The following is a 19,543-nucleotide window of genomic DNA, read 5'->3' as shown; positions in this document are numbered from 1 at the left end:
GAGGGAAACATTGATGCAGGACATTGCCGGAAAGATAGCGGCTTTCTTTAAGGATTTTTCGCAAGTTGAAGTGGAAGTGATCGACGTGCAGCTTGGGCCCAACGGCGCAAATGCGCTTTGCAGGCTACCTGACGGAGAGTACCAGGTAATCCTGGGTAGCGACCTTTCGGTAAAAGCCTACTACCGTAAAAAGCCGTATATAAAGGATGTGGTGAAACTCCCAAGTGGACCTTTGAAACCGGCTTCAAGCTCAAAACAGGAAACCGGAATGCCGGTAGTATCCAACAGCGAAAAGGCTGTGGCATGTAGCAGGATAAGCCAGATCATTGATCCTATATACAAAATCTTATCACCGATTTTAAAAAAGTTGGCAAGCAAGGGATAGTAGGAAAAGATAAGGAAAAATCTTACGGAAAAGGGAAAGAGGCAAAAACCTCTTTTTTTTATTTTTTTGTCCGGAGAACCTACGGACCCTGCAGATTGTCATCCCGCAGCAAAAGTTGTAGGTAACCTCTGAAAAAAATCACTCATACTATAAAATTAAAAAATTAAAATAAAAACATTTTATGAAATCCTCTTGGCACAAAAAAATAGCAACGGGTGTAACAACAAAAGGCATGACGCCATATTATAGAGGAGGAGAGATAATGGCCGAACTAATTGCATTCGCCGCAATAATTGTCGTTATTGTGGCCTGCTCTCTTTTTATCGTAAGACTGCGTATGAAAGACCGATTAAGAGCCCCGAACAACACAGAAAAATCGTTTTTCGCCCAACAAGAAACCGATAAGACAAATGATGCTGAGTCCATAATGGAAGTCTGCAGAAGCAACAAAGAGGGGGTCTGTAGCCATGTGACAACCGAAAAACTGGAGGAGAAGGGTCAGGAAAAACAGGATCAAACGCTGGAAGGGAAAAGTGAAATACAGGCAGCTTGCGAAAGAGGGCAGGAAGTTAAAAGAGAGGATGAGGAGGATTCCGAAGGGGAGGAATACTATCGGGAACCAATAGAAGATAACGAAATCCAACAGGAAGAGGAAAAGGGGTTAACTGATATTTTTGAAAAAAAACAAAAAGGGGAGGATATAATGGATCCATTGATTCAAGTCCCCGTTTTGGTCGGGGAAGGTTCCATCCAGAAAATGGTTGAATCCACTGTAACCCTGGCAAACCCTGCGGTTAAGGTTCGGGAAATCAGGGCTCGAGTTGATGACTTAAGGACGGAAGTTATCCAGGATAAGGTGATCATCCAGGGGATGCTTCACAAACAGATATTTTATGTGGGTACCGATGCTGTGATCCACCATCAGACAGAGATCATTCCAGTTAGCTACTTCATGGATATCTCTGGAGCCGCACCGGGCATGAACGTAACTGTGACTCCAACGATAGAACACATCGCTTACACTCTTTTGGACCAGAACACTTTACACCAGAAAGTAATACTGGTGTTTAATGCCGTGGTGACTGATACTCAAGTACTTAATGTACTACCGGGCGTCGGAACTCCGCTATATTATGTGCCACAGGTGGCAGGGCAGGGCTCCCAGCAGCTCATAGTGGAAACTACGGTTCAGCTTACCAATCCCGCTCAAAAAGTGGATGAAATCACAGCAACGGTAAAGGATATAACTACTGATGTCATTACCGACAAGGTAGTAATTCAGGGAGTGCTCCACAAGCAGATATTCTATGTAGGCACCGATAATGTAGAGTACCACCAGGCGGAAGACGTGCCCTTCAGTCTTTTTGTAGATACCACCGGAGCCGCACCGGGGATGAACGTGCAGGTCCAACCCGTTATAGAAAGCATAAACTATACTCTAGAAAATGAGACCACACTGCAGCAAAAGGTGGTAATCCAATTTTCCGTAACAGTGACGCAAAATACAAAGCTCAATTTACTCCCCATCACTGGTAAGACCATATTGGTGGAGGAAGTCGTAGGCGAGGCTACCGGGCAAACGCTCCTCCAGGATATCGTTACAATGGAAAGGCCTACCCAGAAGATAAGAAATATTGATGCTACCGTAACTGATATTTCTTGCCAGGTAATCACCAATAAAGTCATTATCCAGGGTACCATCCACAAGCAGATCTTTTACATCGGCACCGACAACATCGAATATGAACAGGGAGAAGACGTAAATTTCAGCTTTTTCGTGGACTTAACAGGTGCCGCTCCGGGCATGAACTGCACCTCAGTCCCCACCATTGAAAGCGTTATACCTGAGCTGCTGAGCGAGACGCAGCTCTTGCAGAAAGTGGTTCTAAAAGTCGATATCTTGGTGACATCAACCGTGAGATTAGGTGAGATACCGTCAATATAAAAATATTCGTCTTCTCACACACACCACCGGACACGCAGGTCTGCATCCGACGGTTCACCGCTCATCAGGCCCTGGGACTGCAAGTAGACATTGCCCAGGGCCTTATTCATTGGCCCGTAGGCCATTCGCCGCTGTATTTAAAGGGTAATCGTCTCGCCCGGTTCGAGTATGACGACTCTAGCGCCGATTTTTTCCTCCACCTTTTCTTTAAATTCCTGCGGATCCTTTTTTATTACGTCGAAAGTGTTGTAGTGCATGGGGATAACCGTCCTCGGCTTTAAAAACTCCACGGCCTTCACGGCGTCGTCTATCCCCATGACGAAATTTCCACCGATGGGCAGCATCGCAACGTCCAGCGAAACCTTTTCCCCTATGAGCTTCATGTCCCCGAAAAGGCCGGTATCCCCTGCATGGTATAAGGTCTTGCCCTCGATCTCTAGGAGAAATCCACAGGGGTTCCCGAGGTAGACGATCTGCTCGCCGAAAACTCCGCCGGAGCCGTGCATCGCCGGGGTAAGCTGCAGCCAGCCGAAATCAAAGGTATAATCTCCGCCTATGTGCATTGGGTGGACCTTAGCACCTTTCAACTGGCAGTAGACTGCAAGCTCGTAGGGTGCGATTATGGTGGCGCCACTTTCCTTTGCTATTTCCAAAGCATCCCCCAGGTGGTCTCCGTGGCCGTGGGTCACGAGTATGTAGTCTGCCTTCACCTGTTCGGGCTTAATATCGGAAAGAGGGTTATCCTTAAGCCACGGGTCTATGATGAGATTGAACTTAGAAGAGCTTATTGTAAAGCACGCATGACCGTGAAAGGTAACAGAAACCATAGGTTTACCTCCTTTACAAATAAGTTTCTGTCAACAATTTATATCAGAATTGGAAATTAGTCAATTTAATCTTCAGAAAATATAGTAATACATAAAGCCCTCAAAAGAGGGCTTTCGCTTTAACTGCGATTATTCACTCCAAGGTATGATTCCTTTATTGCCGGATCATTGAGGAGGTCCTGAGCCCTGCCGCTTTTTACTATCCTGCCCTGTTCGAGCACATACGCTCTGTCTGCGGTGGCCAGGGCTTTGTAGGCGTTTTGCTCCACCAACAGGATGGTCTTGCCCATGCTCTTGATGTCCTTTATAACCCTGAAAATGGTCTCCACCATCATGGGCGCAAGACCTAAAGAAGGCTCATCCAGGAGCACAAGTTCCGGATTGCTCATGAGTCCCCGCCCTATAGCCAGCATCTGCTGTTCCCCGCCCGAGAGAGTCCCCGCCATCTGCTTTTCCCTTTCTTTAAGGCGGGGAAAGAGTTCGTACACCATTTCCAGGTCGCGCTTTATCCCTTCAACGTTATTCCTCAGGTAGGCACCCAGCATGAGATTGTCCTTCACCGTAAGATTTGCGAAAATCAACCTTCCCTCGGGCACCTGGACGATACCCCTCTTGACGATGAGGTGTGGCAATTTTGGGAGTGGTTCTCCCTTAAACGATATACTTCCTTCCCTGTACTTGACGATTCCCGATATTGCGTTCAAAAGCGTGGATTTTCCCGCACCGTTTGCGCCTATTATTGTGACTATTTCACCCTTTTCCACTGATATGCTGACGCCTTTAAGGGCGTGTATGCCGCCGTAATATACGTGTAGGCCTTTGATTTCAAGCAACCGGCATTCCCCCTTCGCCCAGGTACGCCTCTATCACTTTCGGGTCCTGTTGTATTTTTTCCGGAGGCCCTTCCGCCAGTTTCTCGCCGAAGTTGAGCACTACGATGTTTTCGCAGATCCCCATTATCAAGTCCATGTGGTGCTCTATGACGAGTATGGTGCAGCTGAACTCGTCCCTTATCCTCCGGATGAGGTTCATGAGCTGCAGCGTTTCGTCGGGGTTCATGCCCGCAGCGGGCTCATCCAGTAATAGTAGCTTGGGCTTCAGCGCCAGGGCCCTTGCGATTTCCAGCCTCCGCTGGAGTCCGTACGGAAGGGAATTGGCCACCTTGTCCTTCCAGTCGGAAAGCTCCATGAGCTCCAGCAGCCGCTCGGTAAATTCTTTTAGTTCCCTTTCTTGCCGCCAGAACTTTTTTAGCCTCAAAGCTGCGTCAAATATGCCGTAATCGGCGTTGTTATGGCAGGCGGTCAACACGTTCTGGTAAACTGTAAGGTTTTTGAAGAGTCTGATGTTCTGAAAGGTCCTTGTAATTCCCATTCTGGCAATTACGTGGGGCTCTTTGTCATGGATTGGGGTATTCTGAAAATATATGGAGCCGCTTGTAACCTTGTAAATTCCCGTTATAAGGTTGAAAACGGTCGTCTTGCCCGCACCATTCGGTCCTATGAGCCCCGATATGGACCCTTCTCTGACGGCAAAGCTCACATCTTTCACGGCGGTAAGGCCTCCAAAGGTTTTGGTAAGGTTTTCAATTCTTAATAGTTCCATCCTATACCTCCCCGCTTCGGGCAGTCCTTCTATTTTTGCCCGGAATTCCCAAAATCGAAGTTACGCCTTTCAGCGTTATCTCCTTACCGCCCATAAGACCTTGCGGCCTTGCTATCATTATGAATATCACGGCAGCGCCGTATATCACGAATCTCCACACTGCAAAGGACCTCAGGATTTCGGGCAGCACCGTTAAAAGGAAGGCAGCAAGCACGCTACCCGAAATGCTTCCGATACCGCCGAATATGACCATTATGGTGTACTCGGTGGACTTTTGCAAGCCGAACAGCTTGGGCTGGAGGAAGGTCAGGTAATAACCCAGAAGCCCTCCCGCCACGCCGGCATATACGGCGCTGATAAAAAGGGAAATAACCTTATACCTGTAGACGTCAATCCCCATAACCTTCGCAGCCAGTTCCTCTTCCCTTACCGCTATCATCGCGCGGCCGTGTCTGGAATTTATCAAAAATACCAAAAATATGATTCCGAGCAAACTAAATATAACTACCGTCGTCAGGTCCACCTTCGGGGGTATTCCCGGCCAGCCCCTGGCTCCGCCGAATACCTGAAGGTTATCTAGCAATAGGCGTATGGCCTCTCCAAATCCCAAAGTTGCAATGCAAAAGTAGTCGCCTTTTAGTTTGAGTGTCAGCCTGCCTATGAAAAGGCTCATGAGGCCCGCTGATAGGCCCCCGGCGATGATGGCAACCAGAAAGGGCAGCCCCATCCTTTCTCCGAAGTATACGGAAGTATAGGCTCCGACGGCCATGAAGCCTGCATGGCCGAAGGAAAAAAGTCCCGTAAAGCCGGTTAGGAGGGAAAGGCCCAAAACCGCTATGATGTTTATTCCAGCGAGAATCAGCACTCCTTCGATATAAAACCAGTCCATACAATCCCTCCTTACGCCTTCTCTTCGGAGGATTTACCCATGAGGCCCATGGGTTTGAAGACCAGGATTAGTATCAGCAGGCTGAAAGATATCAGATCCCTGTACTGGGACATCATATAGCCCGACACCAGCGTCTCAAGTATGCCCAGGATGAAGGAGCCTATCACCGCTCCCGTGAGGCTGCCGAGCCCGCCGAAAACTGCTGCTATGAACGATTTTATCGTTATCGAGCCTATCTGGGGGTAAACGGTGTATTTCATGCCGAAAAGTACGCCGGCAATCCCTGCTAGAAACCCGCCAAGAGCGAAAACCACAATTATTACAAAATCGGTGTTTATTCCCATTAGGGCACTAGCCCTCGGATTGAAGGCGGTGGCCTGGATGGCCTTGCCCAGTTTGGTAAACTCGATAAAATAGACCAGAGCCATGAGGCTGGTGCAGGAAATAAGGAACATCACCATATCGAGTCGTCCCACGTATATCCCGCCCAGATTAAAGGGCTGTGATGGAAAAATCTGGGGATAGGTCCGGAAGGTCGGGCCGATGGTGGCTATCACAAAGTTTTCCATGAACATCGAAGCCCCCATCGCGGAAATCATGAAATATAAAAAGGGCGCATTCCTTGCCCTTAGAGGTTTATAGGCCACCCGCTCCACCAGCACCGCAACGAGCATGGAACATACCCCGGCCCCTAAAAAAGCCACCCAAAACGGCATCCCGTAAAGGGTCACGAAGAAAAAGCCGAAATACGCCCCCAGCATTATCACCCCGCCATGGGCGAAATTGCTGAAATTCATAATGCTGTAGACCAACGAATAACCCACCGCCATGAGGGCGTATACACTGCCTATTGAAAGGCCGTTAATCAGCTGTTGCAAAATCTGGTTCATAGAATCCCCCTTATTTGCGGTGGTCCTGCGCCAAAAAAGCGCAGGACCCCTATTTTTTTTACTCAGTTACAGCGTACTTCTGCTGGAACTTGTACTTGCCGCCTTCTATTTTGATTATGGCTGCTTCCTTCCCTTCGGGATTGTGGGTATCCTTACCTATCTTTATCCTGCCGGTAATACCCTGGATATCCACCGTCTCTAATGCATCCCTTATGGCCACCGGGTCGAAGCTGTTGGCGCGCTTTATGGCATCCACCAGCATGAAGAAAGCGTCATGGGCGAGGTATCCGTTTAGCTCGGGCATTTTGCCGTACTTTGCCTTGTACTTCTGTTTAAATTCCTGCACTGCAGGGTCGTCGAAATCCAGGTGGTTTACAAAGTAGCTCCCTTCGACAGCGTCGGCCGCCATTTCAAGCAATGTATCCGAAGGCCATCCGTCGCCGCCCATCAGCACGCTATTTATGCCGAGGTCCCTGGCCTGCTTTGCGCTGAGGGCCACCTCCTTGAAGAAGTAAGGCATGAAGATTACGTCAGGGTTGGCGGCTTTGATTTTTGAAAGCTGCGGTCTGAAATCGGTATCTCCGCTCTTGAAGGCTTCCTTTGCCACTATCTTTCCGCCCTTTTCCTCGAAGGTCTTTATGAAGAACTCGGCAAGACCCTGGGAGTACTCATCTGTTACATCGTAAAGGACTGCCGCTTTCTTAAATCCCAATACATCGTAGGCGTAACCGGCTGCAACGGCACCCTGATACGGGTCTATAAAGCATACCCTGAAGTTGAAAGGCTTCACCTTCCCGTCCAAAACCGTTACCTTCGGATTGGTGGCAACGGTGGCTATGTCGGGCACCTTAAACTCTTCCAATATTCCCGAAATGGCCATCGCCGAGCTGCTGGTGTTGGGACCTATGATGGCGATTACCTTATCCTGGGAAATCAGCCTCTTTACAGCGTTTACGGCTTCAGTGGCATCGCCGCGGGTGTCGTATCCCACAATTTCTATTTTCTTGCCCAGGAGGCCGCCTGAATTGTTGAGTTCCTCGGCTAGCATCTTTAGAGTATTAAGTTCGCTCTGGCCCCATACGGCCTGATCCCCGGTGAGAGAGCCTATCCAGCCGACTTTAACCACATCGCCGGCCGCGCCCTGGTTCTTTTGTCCGCATCCAGTGGCAAAAGCTGTTATGAGAAGGACCGAAAGGATTAATACAGCAACCTTTTTCAGCATTGTCGTACCTCCCTTATTTTTATAATTATAAATTTTTCGATAATCGAACCCTCTCTTCTTTCGCCTCCCTTTTGAATTGATATCCTCCCACAGCGGGATTCGTTAACCGTTAAGATCGAGAAAGTAACTTATTCATAAATATGAACTATTATTCATATTTAATCTACTTTATGCCGTTCCCGACAAAATGCGCGATACTTTTATTATAAACATAACATTCTGTGACGTCAACGGAATTTTATTTCCTCTTCTCTTTGTATAATGTGTATCATGTACACAAAAAAGAGCCCCCTGGGCTCGTTTTAATTTGCATAAATTTACATTTTCTCATTTGAAAAACTTCGCCACAAAACGGACGTCACAGCTATGCCTATCGCTGCACCGATTAGGGCTGTGATAAGCTGCGGCAAAGTAAAGGTCTTGACGACCGGCGGCGGCACTTTTATGCCGAACCCCTTTAAAATGTAGAGGACCGAAACCGAAAGCCAGGCGTACTTCGCCAAGGACGGCAGTGCTATCCTTAATATCGCGTTCCTTTGTGTGGAATAAAGGTAGACGTAAAGGGCATTTCCCGCCATTATGAAGGGAACCATCGGCGGGAACTTGAGTATGCCCACCAAAAAGGCAATAACAGGAGTTAAGAGGCCTATGGTTATGCCGGAAAGCGTACCCACAGTTCCCCCGGCGATAATCAGCATTGCGTTTACCAGCGAGCCGGTCAGGAGCTGGGGCATTTTCATGTACTGCACAATCAACGTTATACCCAGTAAAATAGCCGTCCTGGTTAAAAATCTTGTATCTTTTTTCATCAAAAATTCCCCCTTCGCTCAGGACTACCCTTGCGTCAGGTTGAGAAAGTCTTCACATTCCATTTTACACCATCAAGCGCAAAAGTCAACGGCGTTTTAAAAATTTTTCTAATAAATTATCTGCGGGGCAGTGGTACCAGTCCTATCCTATCGTACACCTCTTTTAAGGTCTCTGAAGCAATATTTTCCGCCCTAGCAGCTCCGTTTTTTATTACGCTTTCAAGGTAACCCTTATCTGCCATAAGCTCTTCGTATTTTTCCCTGATGGGCTTTAAGCCTTCTATGACGGCTTCGGCCACGGCTTTTTTAAATGCCCCATAACCCTGACCGTCAAACTCCCGCTCGATTTCCTCGAAAGACCGCCCGGTCATGGCCGCGTATATGTTCATCAGGTTGCTTATGCCGGGCTTCGCCACTTCATCGTAACGCACGACGGCTTCGGAATCAGTAACCGCCTTTTTAAATTTTTTCATTATCAAATCGGGGGAATCGAGCACCAGGATATAGCTGTTTTCGTTTTCATCGCTCTTTGACATCTTTTTTGTCGGATCCTGCAGGCTCATTATCCTGGCACCGACTTTCGGAATGTAGGCCTCGGGTATTTTAAACACTTCTCCATAGAGGTTGTTGAACCTGACGGCGATGTCCCGGGTGAGCTCGATGTGCTGTTTTTGGTCCTCTCCTACGGGCACTAGGTCCGTCTTGAAAAGCAGGATATCCGCCGCCATCAGCACGGGATAGGTGAAAAGCCCTGCGTTTATGTTGTCCCTGTGCTTTTTTGCCTTTTCTTTAAACTGGGTCATCCTACTCAGTTCTCCAACGTAAGTGTAACAGTTCAAAATCCACGCCAGTTCGGCGTGGGCGCTGACGTGGGACTGGAAATATATTACGCTTTTCTCCGGGTCCAGCCCGCACGCCAGGTACTGGGCTAAAAAGGAATAGCATCTTTCCCTAAAAACTTTCGGGTCCTGCCTTACCGTAAGCGCATGAAGGTCCACGATGCAGTATATGCAATCGTATTCATCCTGAAGTTCAACCCAGTTTTTTATAGCTCCGAGATAGTTTCCCAGGGTTACGGAGCCCGAAGGCTGTGCACCGCTGAATATCCTTTTTTTGCCAGTCATATTTCCCCATCCCATCCTGTATTTTATTTTTTATTTATTTTACAATGGAAAGGTATAATATACAAGCTATGTCAAATTTATATAGCCCCGGTTTTTTGCCTCCCAAAGATAGAGCGAGGCAGCGGTTCTGTATGGCTTCCAGCGCTGACTTATAGAATCAAGCGTTTTTTTATCCGGCCAATCAGAAAGTCCGTAGAGCCCTTTTACGGCTAGCTGCAGTCCAAAGTCCAGAAGTGAAAAAATATCGGGTCTTCCCAGCGAAAAAATCAGGAACATTTCGGCGGTCCATCGCCCGATACCTTTGACTTGAACTAGAGTCCTAATCACTTCTTCATCATTCATAGAATCCAATTTTTCAAGGTCTACTGCTCCTGAGATCACTTTTTCCGATAGGTCCTTTATATATTCTATTTTTTTCTTTGAAAGCCCGGCACTCTTTAGTTCGTTTTCACTTAAACTTAAGATCCTCTCCGGTGTTACCTGGCCGCAAAGGTTTTCGAGCCTTGCGAAGATAGTCTCAGCCGCTTTTATGGAAAGCTGCTGTCCCACAATGGACTGGACAAGGGCTTTGAAGAAATCCCTCTCCAGCTCCAACGTATAATCTCCAATCAACTGAATAAGATAATTAATTTTTTCGTCGGCCTTCGAAAGTGCCTGCAGCACCTCGTCATTTTTTTGGAATCGCAAAATTTTCTTAACCCCGCTCATTTCCTGCTCCTTTCGTACTGCTCCGGCCATTTGATATCATCTCCAAGTTCCTTCGCCGCAGCCAAGGGCCAGTAGGGGTTTCTAAGAAGCTCTCTGCCTAAGTATACCATGTCAGCCCTCTCGTTTTGCAGGATTTCTTCAGCCATTTCGGGCGCGGTAATCAGCCCTCCAGCTATGACAAAAAGTCCGGTCATCTTTTTAATGGTCTCGGCAAACCTTACCTGGTATCCGGGGTATACGTTAATCTTTGCCGGGACCACCGCCCCGGAACTGACATCGATTACATCCACGCCTTCTTCTTTCACCAGGTTTATAATCTGCGCCAAATCCACGTCGTGATTCCCGCCTTCGGCGTACTCCTCCGCGGAAACCCTGACCATGAGCGGTTTTTCCTCGGGCCACACTTCCCTTACCGCCTTTATGACCTCTTTTAAAAATCTCGCCCTGTTTTCGATATTCCCGCCGTACTCATCGGTCCGCTTATTTGTAAGCGGAGAGAGAAATTCATTTATGAGATAGCCGTGAGCAGCGTGGATTTCTATTATATCGAATCCCGCACTTAAAGCCCTATAAGCTCCCGCCTTAAACGCGCTTACCACCTCTTTTATATCCTCTTTTGTCATCTCACGGGGTACGCCATAGGTTTCGTCGAAGGCTATGGGGCTCGGGGCAATTAAATCTTCGTCCGGCGCGGTGCATTTTCTTCCAGCGTGGGCCAGCTGTACGCCTATTTTAGCGCCGTGTTTTTTAACTTCGGCCACTATTCTCGCGAGCCCTTCTACATGGGAGTCATCCCATATACCGAGGTCCCTTGCGGATATCCTTCCTCTTTTTTCTACTGCCGTGGCCTCCATGATAATCAGGCCAACCCCGCCGATGGCCCTGGTGGCGTAATGTATAAAATGCCAAGAGTTTGGATAGCCTGTATCATCGGAGCTGTACATGCACATCGGCGGCATGACGATTCGGTTTCTCACTTCCATGTCTTTTATCCTTATTTTTGAAAAAAGCTTCGACATACTGCTACCTCCCATGTATTTTTTAAGGTGGGATTTAATTATCGATGGACTCTAAGAAAGATTCCGCCTTTACTGCATATGATGGAGAAAGTTCTGTTATCAGCACACCGGCGAGTATCAGTGCATATCCTATCAAGGCCCTTAAGGTCAAAGCCTCGCCCCAGAATAGGAACGAGAACACCGCGGCAAACACGGCTTCCATGCACATGATAACCGCCGCATGGGTGGAAGTGGTGTATTTTTGCGCCACGTTTTGGACGAGAAAAGCACCCGCAGTACAGAATACCACCGCATACAAGATAGCAGCCCACATCGAAAAATCAAGGGTTGTGGGCTCCGGTTCCGTCAAAGCACCTGTTATGAGCGATAGCATGCCCGTCACACCCGTTTCAAGGATTGCAAGGTTAACGGGATTCCCCTGCCTGGCGTAGTATTCGGTGGTAACTATCTGCAGGGCAAAAAACACAGCGCAAAGCAGGGTAAGAAAATCCCCTATATTTATCGTAAATCCACCTTCCAGGGAAATGACTCCAAGCCCTGCGAAAGTGACGATAGCCCCTAGCACCTGGTACCAGCCGGGGAACTTTTTGTTTACAAAGTACGCCAAGAACGGCACCATAACCACATTGCTCCCGGTTATGAAACCAGATTTGGCAGGAGTCGTATATATAAGCCCTAGCGCCTGGGTCGCAAAGCCCAAAAAGAGAAAAAAACCTATGACGGTGCCCCCTACGATATCCTCTTTGTCCATCGTCTTCAGATTTTCTTTAAAGATGGCCGCGAGGATGAGAAATGCCAGCATGAATCTCACGGCAAGGTACATAAAAGGCGTTATCCTCTGAAGGGCGTTTTTCATCACCACGAAATTGAGCCCCCAGGCCATGGTCACAAGGAGCAAGGCCCCGTCAGCCAAAAGGCTCTTTTTGATTTTCATAAATTTTACCTCCACCACAATTCGATTTTATATTTCTACTTGCCATTCATCAAGAAATACCGAATTACGTCCCTGGCTATCGGAGCGGCGTTCGTCCCTCCAGAGCCGGCATTTTCTACCACGACCGCCACCGCGATTTTAGGGTTGTCGGCCGGCGCAAATCCTACAAACCAGGCGTGAGGCTTTCCGTGGGGGTTTTCGGCACTACCGGTCTTGCCGGCCACCTTTATACCTTTTATCCCGGCTGCCCGGCCTGTCCCGTGCTCGACCACATCCACCATATATTCCCTTATCTTATTCGCTGTCACCACATCGATCGCCTCTTTTAAAACTGAGGGATTGGAAAAATTTTTAACCTCGCCTAAAGGGGTAACAACTTTCTGAACGATGTAAGGCTTTATAATCCGCCCGCCGTTGGCTACTGCCGAAGCCACCACGGCCATCTGAAAGGGGGTTGTAAGGATTTTTCCCTGACCTATGGAAGCCTCGGCAAGCTCCACGTCATCCCCTATCATAGAAAATCGCGGAAATCGGCTGGCCGCCACGGGAAGTTCGAAGGAAATCTTATCGTTAAATCCGAAATCTATCGCCTTGTCGATAAGCCTCTCCTTCCCTACCTCTAGACCCACTTTTACGAAAACCGAGTTGCTCGAAAGGCTGAAAGCTCTTTTTATGTCATAATTACCCGGCCTGAAACCTTCATAATCCCTTATGACCCTGCCGTTTACCTCCACATGTCCCGGCGTCTCGTAAGTTCTGCTTTCTATATCGGGGATGCTCTCCAGGGCTGCTGCGAGGGTCACTATTTTAAACGTGGACCCCGGCGGATAGAGCCCCTGAACAGCCCGGTTGAGGAGGGGACTATTCTCATCCTTCGAGAGCGACTCCCACATTTGTTCGATAAAATCGGGGTCGTAACCGGGCGAGCTCACCAGGGCTAGTACGGCACCGGTGTTCGGGTCAAGGGCGACCAAAGCTCCCCGCCTTCCTCTGAAGAGCTGGTAGGCTTTATTTTGCAGCTCCGAGTCTATCGTCAAATACACATCGTTTCCCTTTGAAACCCCCAACACTTTTTGCCGCAAAACCATCATGGGGTCTTGCTGGGAAATCCCCAAAAGTTCTCCGTTCAATGCCTGTTCCAAATTGGCCCTTCCCAGTTTCTTGTTGGAATACCCGATGATCGGCCCGAAGGCTTCACCTTCGGGATAAACCCGCTTTTTTGCTCCGTTTTCCTCTACGGTCTTGGCAAGCACCCTGCCCTTTGCATCGTATATGGTGCCCCTCGTTACAGTTTCTTCCTGCTCCCAAAGCCTGCGATTATACGAACTTTCGATGAGCTTTTGGCGCTCGTACACCTGAAAGTAGGTGAGGTACCCGAGAAGGCTTAAGAAAAGTCCGCAAAACATTATAAATACTAGTCTCACATTTCTTTTAAGCCTCGTCATCGTCTTCATCCTCCAGGGCCCTCTGCCACAACCCGTTTAATACTCCGAGGGATGCAAAACTCATGACCATTGAACTTCCTCCGTAACTCATGAAAGGAAGCGTAACGCCGGTCACCGGTATGAGCTTTATCACCCCGCCTATTATGGTAAAAATCTGCATCCCGAACATCACCGTATGTCCTACCGCCAGCAGAATATCGAAGTTTTTTTGGAGTCTCAGTGCAATCCTGATGCCCCTGTACACGAGCAGAAAGTACATCAGCACCACCGCGGCAGCTCCCAGAAAGCCGAACTCTTCGGCAAAGGCGGAAAAAATAAAATCCGTCGCCACCGCGGGGATGAAGTCCGGCCTTCCCAAGCCCAGGCCGGTACCGAAATATCCCCCTTCGGCTATGGCAAAGAGCGACTGCGCTATCTGATAACCCCTGCCGGGCACATCCTGCCAGGGATTGAGCCAGGCCTCTATCCTCACCTTTACATGGTCGAAAAGGTAGTATCCAAGAACCCCAAGAATTGCGGAAAGGCCCCCTCCAACGGCCAATATGTCCGCCCTTGAAGTCGCCACAAAAATTACAATCAGGGCGGTGAAATAAAACAGCATCGCTCCTCCCAAATCCTTGGATAGGGCCAAAAGTCCCACAACTGCAAGGATTTCCGTTGCCATCCTAGGCAGTGAAGTTATCCTTCCGTTTTTTAAAGCGCCTGCCAGGTAAAAGGCAAAGGTGATTTTCGCAAGCTCAGAGGGCTGAAAGGTAAATCCGTCGAATACAAGCCAGTTTTTAGCCCCTCCTTTTTCCACTCCAAATAAGAGGGGAAGAATGAGCAAAGCCGCGGTCGCCACCCAGTAAAAAAAAGGCGCAAGTTCAAGCCTGAGCAAATATTTCGTAAAGAAACTAACCAAAATAAAAAATGCCACGCCTATTGCAAAAAAGATGACCTGCCTTTTAAAAAGCTCCGGGTTAATCCGGCACAGCATGATAAGTCCAAGCTGGGCCAAAAAAGAAGAAAGCAGTAACAAAAATTTGTCAGAATTGGCTAATATCCACCCCGTGAAAAAATACCCGACAAATACCACGGTCAAAAACGCTATAGCTCCGTAAAAGGGCAAAAAGTCCAGGGGCTTCCTGTATGCGGAAAGAAGCAAAAAAGATAAAAAACCCACCAGGGCCATGGCGGCAAGCGACCTGTTATAAATCGCTTCCTCTCTCGAGTCCACGGGCCTCCCTCCTCAAAAAGGTAAATTTCCGGCTGCCCATCGTTATCACATCCTTCTCCTTTAGCGCCACCGGTTTTTTAATCCGCCGGCCGTTGATATACGTGCCGTTGGTGCTCTTCAGGTCCTGAATTATAAGTCTTTTTCCTCTCCTGTAAATCATGGCGTGCTTGCTGGAAAGGTAGGGGTCGTCTATCACAATATCCGAGTCCTTTGCCCTACCTATGGTGGTCACCCTCCGGATAGGAAATTCCCTCCCATCTTCGCACCTTAAGCAATAGTCGGTCTCATCCGACGACCTTCTTTCCTCGTAAAGGTCGAGGACCATCAACTTTAGAAAGTTATAAAGAAAATAATATATAAGCCCGATTAGCAGAAATTTCATGACCTGAGCCAGAAGCTCATACACTAAAAACCACCTCTAGTATATTATAACACAATAAAAAAATACCAAACTCTCAGGGATAATAATGTAAGATTCTGGCAAAGGTTCTGAACAACAAAATATTGAGGCCCGTAGGGTTTAAAAGCAGCCTGTAAAGCCCTGTCTTCACCAGTTTGTTTACCAGCTCTTCCATTTTATCAAAGCCCAATTTTTCCCACATCCGCGATGCGGCCAATTCAATTTCAAGCCTTGGTAAAAGCAGTTTTCGAAGATTTTTTTCATAAAATTTTCCGCCCATAACAATGCTCTTTGCGGCGTATATACCGCTTAAAAGGGCCATGTCTATGCCTCCGCCATGAAGCGGCGACGTGAGCCCCGCGGCATCCCCCACAAGCAGTATATTGTCGTAGGTAAGCCGGGGAAGCATCCTGACGGGGCATATACCCCCGAGCTCCCTTACCACGCGGTATCCCGAAAGCCCTTCCCTCTCTAGCACCTGTTCCAGTAAATTCCATAGTTTCACGGGTTCCCTTCCGAAATTGCCCACTCCCACATTGGCTGAATTCCGGTCTTTCGGAAATATCCAGTAATAGCCGAACAATCCAGGGAGCAAACCTACTTTAAAATTGTTCCCGATGTGAGAAAAATCCCCCTCCATGACGAACTGCACCGTTTTCCCGCAGTTTTGTTTGTAAAAGTCCGAAAAACCGTAAGCTCTCGAGGTTACGGAAGGTGCTCCGCTGGCATCTATTATGAAGTCGTAATCCTTTTTTAAAACCTCAAGGTCTTTTGGAAAAACCGGACAGTTTTCCTCGATGACCACTCCTTCTTCCAAAGCCTCCGCAGCCAGGCTTTTTTGCCACTCCCTTCTATCGAGCCTCCAGAGGTTCAACTTTCTTACATCTATCTCATAAGTGTTTTTTATACTTACGATGAGTTTTTCAACTTTAAATTTAACCCCCGCCGACGGTTTCCCTAGTTTCTTCAGAGGATCGAAGAATCCTTCGGCGCACCTAATGTTTTCGCCAATCCTGTCTTTCTCAACGAGCCTTACTTGGTGACCCACTCGGGCGGCATTTATCGCCGCCGAAAGGCCGGCCGGCCCGCCACCTACGACAAGCACTCTTGCCAAAGCCATCTCTCCCTCCCCAAATTTTTGTCCTTTAAAGCCACCGGTCAATTTTTTGCCTTTCTTCCAGGACGCCCTTAAAGAGATCGCCCGTTTTCTTCAGCCTTTCGGGCATGTTTTTCACGGTGAACATTGAAGGAACAACGCCGCGTTCCAGTTCATCCCACGTAACCGGCGCGGAAACGGGGGCACCTTTAAAAGGTCTCGGACTGTAAGGAGCTATTAACGTCTTTCCCTTTACATTTTGCAGGTAGTCCAGGTACACCCTGCCCTTTCTTTTTTTTACGTTCCTCTCAATAGTCGCCTTTTCGGGAAATGTCTTTTCCAGAACCCTGCAGAAAAATTCCGCAAAGGTCCTTACCTGCCTGTAGGTATAACGGGATTCGAGCGGAACGTAAACCTGAATTCCGGTAGCTCCGGAGGTCTTGGGAAAACCTTTCAGTCCCTCCATTTCAAGCAGTCTTTTCAAGGCGAGGGCAAGGAACCTCGCATCTTCAAAATCGGTGTTTTCCATCGGGTCAAGATCGAATACTGCAAAATCGGGATAGTCTATGCTGCCTATTCGGGAAAGCCACGGGTGTATTTCGAGGCTGGCCTGATTTGCAGCCCAAACAAGGCTTTTTAAATCGTTAATCAGTACGTAGCGTATTTCCTTTTTTTGCCCGCCTGAAAAACTTACAACGGTATAGGTGTTCAGCCAATCGGGTGCATAATCTGGCGCATTTTTCTGGTAAAAACTTTCACCGTGTATACCTTCGGGGTAACGCGTAAAAACCACGGGACGGTCTTTTAAGTGAGGCAGCAAATAGGGGGCTATCTGAACAAAGTAGTTTATAAAATCCGCCTTTGTTATGCCATCTTCGGGCCACATCAATTTCGAAAGGTTGCTGAGCTTTAGCTTTTCGCCTTCCACCATCACAAGCGTCATTCTTCCGCACCTTTCCCTTTATTTTTATATTAGACTTTGTCGGCCGATTTCCCTTTTATGCAAAAATTTTTTTAAAACGGAGAAAATATATAGGGTGGTTGTCATGATTAAGCCCGGTATTCCCTTTATCCCAATGGAACCCACATCCTATCCCGAAGCTTTCGACGACGAAAGTTTCGGCTTTCAGGTAAAGTGGGACGGGACCAGAATTTTAGCTCACATAGATGACGCGGTGGAGCTTTTCAACAGAAAGATGAAAAGGCGAACAAAACATTACCCCGAAGTGGTCGATGCCCTTTCCCGGTTTTTCTCGCACAAAAGCGCGGTGCTCGACGGCGAGATGATAGCCCTATGCGGCGGAAAACCCGATTTTCAAAACCTCATGAGGCGGGACATGGCGACGGAGGAGGCCACCGTAAAATACCTCGCCGCAAAAATACCGGTAACTTATGTGGTCTTCGACATCCTTTACCTTAACGGAAAGTGCCTCGTCGACCTCCCATTCTCCGAACGCTACGGCATACTGAGGGGTTGCCTTTCATCCTCCGACCCGGTAGTGGTCACGGATACCTTCCCCGGCACAGGAATCGCCCTTTTCGAAGCTGTCAAGGAAAAGGGTCTTGAAGGCATAGTGGCAAAAAAACTCGACAGCCGTTACGAAATCGGGAAAAAGAGCAAAAATGGCTCAAGATCAAAAACCGCCGCACGATAACCGCACTGGTGGGCGGATTTCTGGGCGAAGGGAAGAGGGTAAGGTCTGTTTTTCTCGGCCGGCTGGTAGAAGGGTACTTGATATACATCGGGAGGGCTTCCAGCGGCCTTGACGAGGAAAAAAGTGTTCTCCTTTACGACGTTCTTTCTAGACTTGTAATCGAAGAATGCCCCTTTTCCGTGTTGCCGCCCCTTTCAAAAAAGGAAAAACCCGTATGGGTTTTGCCTCGCATAGCCGTAGAAGTAGAATTTTTAGAGTACACCAGCGAGGGATTTCTGAGGCACCCCGTCCTCCGGGGTATTCTGTAGATTTTATGATGTTGCAGCTTTTTTCCTTTTGACACCAGGGCCCTTCCTTTTTTCCTTTTCCACCATTTCGAGGCTGGCCTTCAACGCCTCCATCAGGTCGACCACCTTCTCTTCCCTGCCGGGAGGTACTTTTATCTCTTCTCCCTCGACTTTAGCCCTTATGATGTCCAGCATCGCCTTTCTGTACTCGTCGGTGTATTTTTCGGGTCTGAAGTCGGCGGAAAGGGAATCAATTAGCTGCACTGCCATTTTGATCTCGTTTTCATGAAGCTTTACGCCCGGAGAAATCGGTATCTCGCCGGCATCCCGCACTTCATCGGGGTAAAACATGGTTTCCATCACGAGTCGGTTTTCACCGTAAGGCCGAACGCAGGCAAGGTGCTGCTTTGACCTTATCATCACCTTAGCTATGGCGATTTTCCCCGTTTTTTTAAGTGCTTCAAAAAGCAAAAGATACGCTTTTTGTCCCGTTTCCTCGGGCCCTAGGAAATACGAGCGGTCGAAATAAACCGGGTCTATTTCTGCGAGGTCCACGAAGTCCACTATATCAATGGTGCGGGTGGTTTCATCCGGTATGGATTCGAGGTCTTTTTCTTCTATTACCACAAATTTCCCCTTTTCGTATTCGTAACCCCGCGCAATCTCGTCGTCTTCAACCTTCCGGTTGCAAAAAGGGCAAACTTTTTCATAGCGTATCGGCGTGCCGCAGGTCTTATGGATTTGCCTGAAGCTCAAACTTTTTCGTTCCGTCGCGGCGTACATTTTTACCGGCACGTTGACAAGTCCGAAACTTATCGAGCCCCTCCATAAAGCTCGCATCCTTTCACCTCCCGTTATAATGTTCCACGTCAGAAGGCATGTTATCCCTTCCAATGCTTCCAAGAATATATAGTAATACCGCGGGTTTTTCGGGAAAAAATAAGAATGCCTGCAGGTGGCTAGCGAGGTACCGTATCCCAATGGGTATCGATAGTTAGTCACCTGCAGGCTTTTTTTCATATTTGTCCGTATGGTATAATTTTTTTAGTCTAATTCCTTTAATAAATGAGATTTTAAAAAAGGAGATTAA

The 19,543-nt window shown here is 48.1% G+C and carries 21 protein-coding genes; 4 read left to right on the top strand and 17 right to left on the bottom strand.

Annotated elements, in window-relative coordinates; all coding sequences use genetic code 11:
• The first annotated feature begins 13 nt into the window (after positions 1-13).
• The gene (locus AN618_RS04545) at positions 14-385 is read left to right on the top strand and encodes a hypothetical protein (protein WP_066352625.1); all 372 of its coding nucleotides are present in this window, start codon (positions 14-16) and stop codon (positions 383-385) included.
• A gap of 262 nt (positions 386-647) precedes the next feature.
• On the top strand, positions 648-2,330 hold the full coding sequence (locus AN618_RS04540; protein ID WP_066352623.1) for a DUF3794 domain-containing protein: 1,683 nt from the start codon (positions 648-650) through the stop codon (positions 2,328-2,330).
• Positions 2,331-2,467: 137 nt separating this feature from the next.
• Here the strand turns inward: AN618_RS04540 and AN618_RS04535 are convergent, their stop codons facing one another.
• From AN618_RS04535 to ligD, 16 genes are all read right to left on the bottom strand, one after another.
• Positions 2,468-3,157 carry a metal-dependent hydrolase gene (locus tag AN618_RS04535; protein ID WP_066352621.1) on the bottom strand — a complete coding sequence of 230 codons (690 nt, stop codon included), beginning with the start codon at positions 3,155-3,157 and terminating at the stop codon, positions 2,468-2,470.
• A gap of 119 nt (positions 3,158-3,276) precedes the next feature.
• Positions 3,277-3,990 carry an ABC transporter ATP-binding protein gene (locus AN618_RS04530; RefSeq protein WP_066352616.1) on the bottom strand — a complete coding sequence of 238 codons (714 nt, stop codon included), beginning with the start codon at positions 3,988-3,990 and terminating at the stop codon, positions 3,277-3,279.
• Complete coding sequence (locus AN618_RS04525) at positions 3,983-4,759, bottom strand: ABC transporter ATP-binding protein (RefSeq protein ID WP_066352613.1); 777 nt, start codon at positions 4,757-4,759, stop codon at positions 3,983-3,985. The genes AN618_RS04530 and AN618_RS04525 overlap by 8 nt, the downstream gene beginning before the upstream one ends.
• A 1-nt stretch (position 4,760) precedes the next feature.
• Positions 4,761-5,648 (bottom strand): branched-chain amino acid ABC transporter permease, encoded by an 888-nt coding sequence (locus AN618_RS04520; RefSeq protein WP_066352612.1) that lies wholly within the window; start codon positions 5,646-5,648, stop codon positions 4,761-4,763.
• Positions 5,649-5,659: 11 nt separating this feature from the next.
• A complete protein-coding gene (locus AN618_RS04515) occupies positions 5,660-6,538 on the bottom strand; it encodes a branched-chain amino acid ABC transporter permease (protein WP_066352608.1) in 879 nt (292 codons plus the stop codon).
• A 58-nt stretch (positions 6,539-6,596) separates the two neighbouring features.
• Entirely contained in the window at positions 6,597-7,760 is a 1,164-nt protein-coding gene (locus tag AN618_RS04510; RefSeq protein ID WP_066352606.1) for an ABC transporter substrate-binding protein, read from the bottom strand.
• Between the two features lie 317 nt (positions 7,761-8,077).
• Positions 8,078-8,569: an ECF transporter S component gene (locus AN618_RS04505; RefSeq protein WP_066352603.1), complete on the bottom strand. Its 492-nt coding sequence runs from the start codon at positions 8,567-8,569 to the stop codon at positions 8,078-8,080.
• 116 nt (positions 8,570-8,685) lie between these two features.
• Complete coding sequence (gene trpS, locus AN618_RS04500; RefSeq protein ID WP_066352600.1) at positions 8,686-9,693, bottom strand: tryptophan--tRNA ligase; 1,008 nt, start codon at positions 9,691-9,693, stop codon at positions 8,686-8,688.
• 66 nt (positions 9,694-9,759) lie between these two features.
• Complete coding sequence (locus tag AN618_RS04495; protein ID WP_245628398.1) at positions 9,760-10,431, bottom strand: DNA-3-methyladenine glycosylase family protein; 672 nt, start codon at positions 10,429-10,431, stop codon at positions 9,760-9,762.
• A complete protein-coding gene (gene namA, locus AN618_RS04490; RefSeq protein ID WP_066352598.1) occupies positions 10,398-11,420 on the bottom strand; it encodes an NADPH dehydrogenase NamA in 1,023 nt (340 codons plus the stop codon). The genes AN618_RS04495 and namA overlap by 34 nt, the downstream gene beginning before the upstream one ends.
• 34 nt (positions 11,421-11,454) lie before the next feature.
• Positions 11,455-12,354: a DMT family transporter gene (locus tag AN618_RS04485; RefSeq protein ID WP_066352595.1), complete on the bottom strand. Its 900-nt coding sequence runs from the start codon at positions 12,352-12,354 to the stop codon at positions 11,455-11,457.
• A 35-nt stretch (positions 12,355-12,389) separates the two neighbouring features.
• Positions 12,390-13,799 (bottom strand): peptidoglycan D,D-transpeptidase FtsI family protein, encoded by a 1,410-nt coding sequence (locus AN618_RS04480; protein WP_066352594.1) that lies wholly within the window; start codon positions 13,797-13,799, stop codon positions 12,390-12,392.
• Positions 13,786-15,015, bottom strand: a complete 1,230-nt coding sequence (locus tag AN618_RS04475) for an FtsW/RodA/SpoVE family cell cycle protein (protein WP_157081626.1) — start codon at positions 15,013-15,015, stop codon at positions 13,786-13,788. The genes AN618_RS04480 and AN618_RS04475 overlap by 14 nt, the downstream gene beginning before the upstream one ends.
• On the bottom strand, positions 14,987-15,421 hold the full coding sequence (locus tag AN618_RS04470) for an FHA domain-containing protein (protein ID WP_066352592.1): 435 nt from the start codon (positions 15,419-15,421) through the stop codon (positions 14,987-14,989). Before AN618_RS04470 ends, AN618_RS04475 begins: the two co-directional genes overlap by 29 nt.
• Positions 15,422-15,470: 49 nt before the next feature.
• Complete coding sequence (locus AN618_RS04465) at positions 15,471-16,535, bottom strand: NAD(P)/FAD-dependent oxidoreductase (RefSeq protein WP_157081625.1); 1,065 nt, start codon at positions 16,533-16,535, stop codon at positions 15,471-15,473.
• Between the two features lie 25 nt (positions 16,536-16,560).
• Positions 16,561-17,454: a non-homologous end-joining DNA ligase gene (gene ligD, locus AN618_RS04460; RefSeq protein ID WP_066352590.1), complete on the bottom strand. Its 894-nt coding sequence runs from the start codon at positions 17,452-17,454 to the stop codon at positions 16,561-16,563.
• Between the two features lie 133 nt (positions 17,455-17,587).
• Here ligD and AN618_RS13480 point away from each other — a divergent pair, with 133 nt between their 5' ends.
• Positions 17,588-18,166, top strand: coding sequence for an ATP-dependent DNA ligase (locus tag AN618_RS13480; RefSeq protein ID WP_222926319.1), 579 nt, complete (start codon positions 17,588-17,590; stop codon positions 18,164-18,166).
• A gap of 8 nt (positions 18,167-18,174) precedes the next feature.
• Complete coding sequence (locus AN618_RS13475) at positions 18,175-18,474, top strand: ATP dependent DNA ligase (RefSeq protein WP_222926317.1); 300 nt, start codon at positions 18,175-18,177, stop codon at positions 18,472-18,474.
• Between the two features lie 3 nt (positions 18,475-18,477).
• Here the strand turns inward: AN618_RS13475 and ku are convergent, their stop codons facing one another.
• Positions 18,478-19,293, bottom strand: a complete 816-nt coding sequence (ku, locus tag AN618_RS04450) for a non-homologous end joining protein Ku (RefSeq protein ID WP_066352588.1) — start codon at positions 19,291-19,293, stop codon at positions 18,478-18,480.
• Positions 19,294-19,543 lie beyond the last annotated feature (250 nt).

The organism is Fervidicola ferrireducens, from assembly GCF_001562425.1.
Taxonomy (GTDB): Bacteria; Bacillota; Thermosediminibacteria; order Thermosediminibacterales; family Thermosediminibacteraceae; genus Fervidicola; species Fervidicola ferrireducens.
Note: the sequence above shows the minus strand (reverse complement) of the source record. Positions and strands in the feature narration are given on the sequence as shown.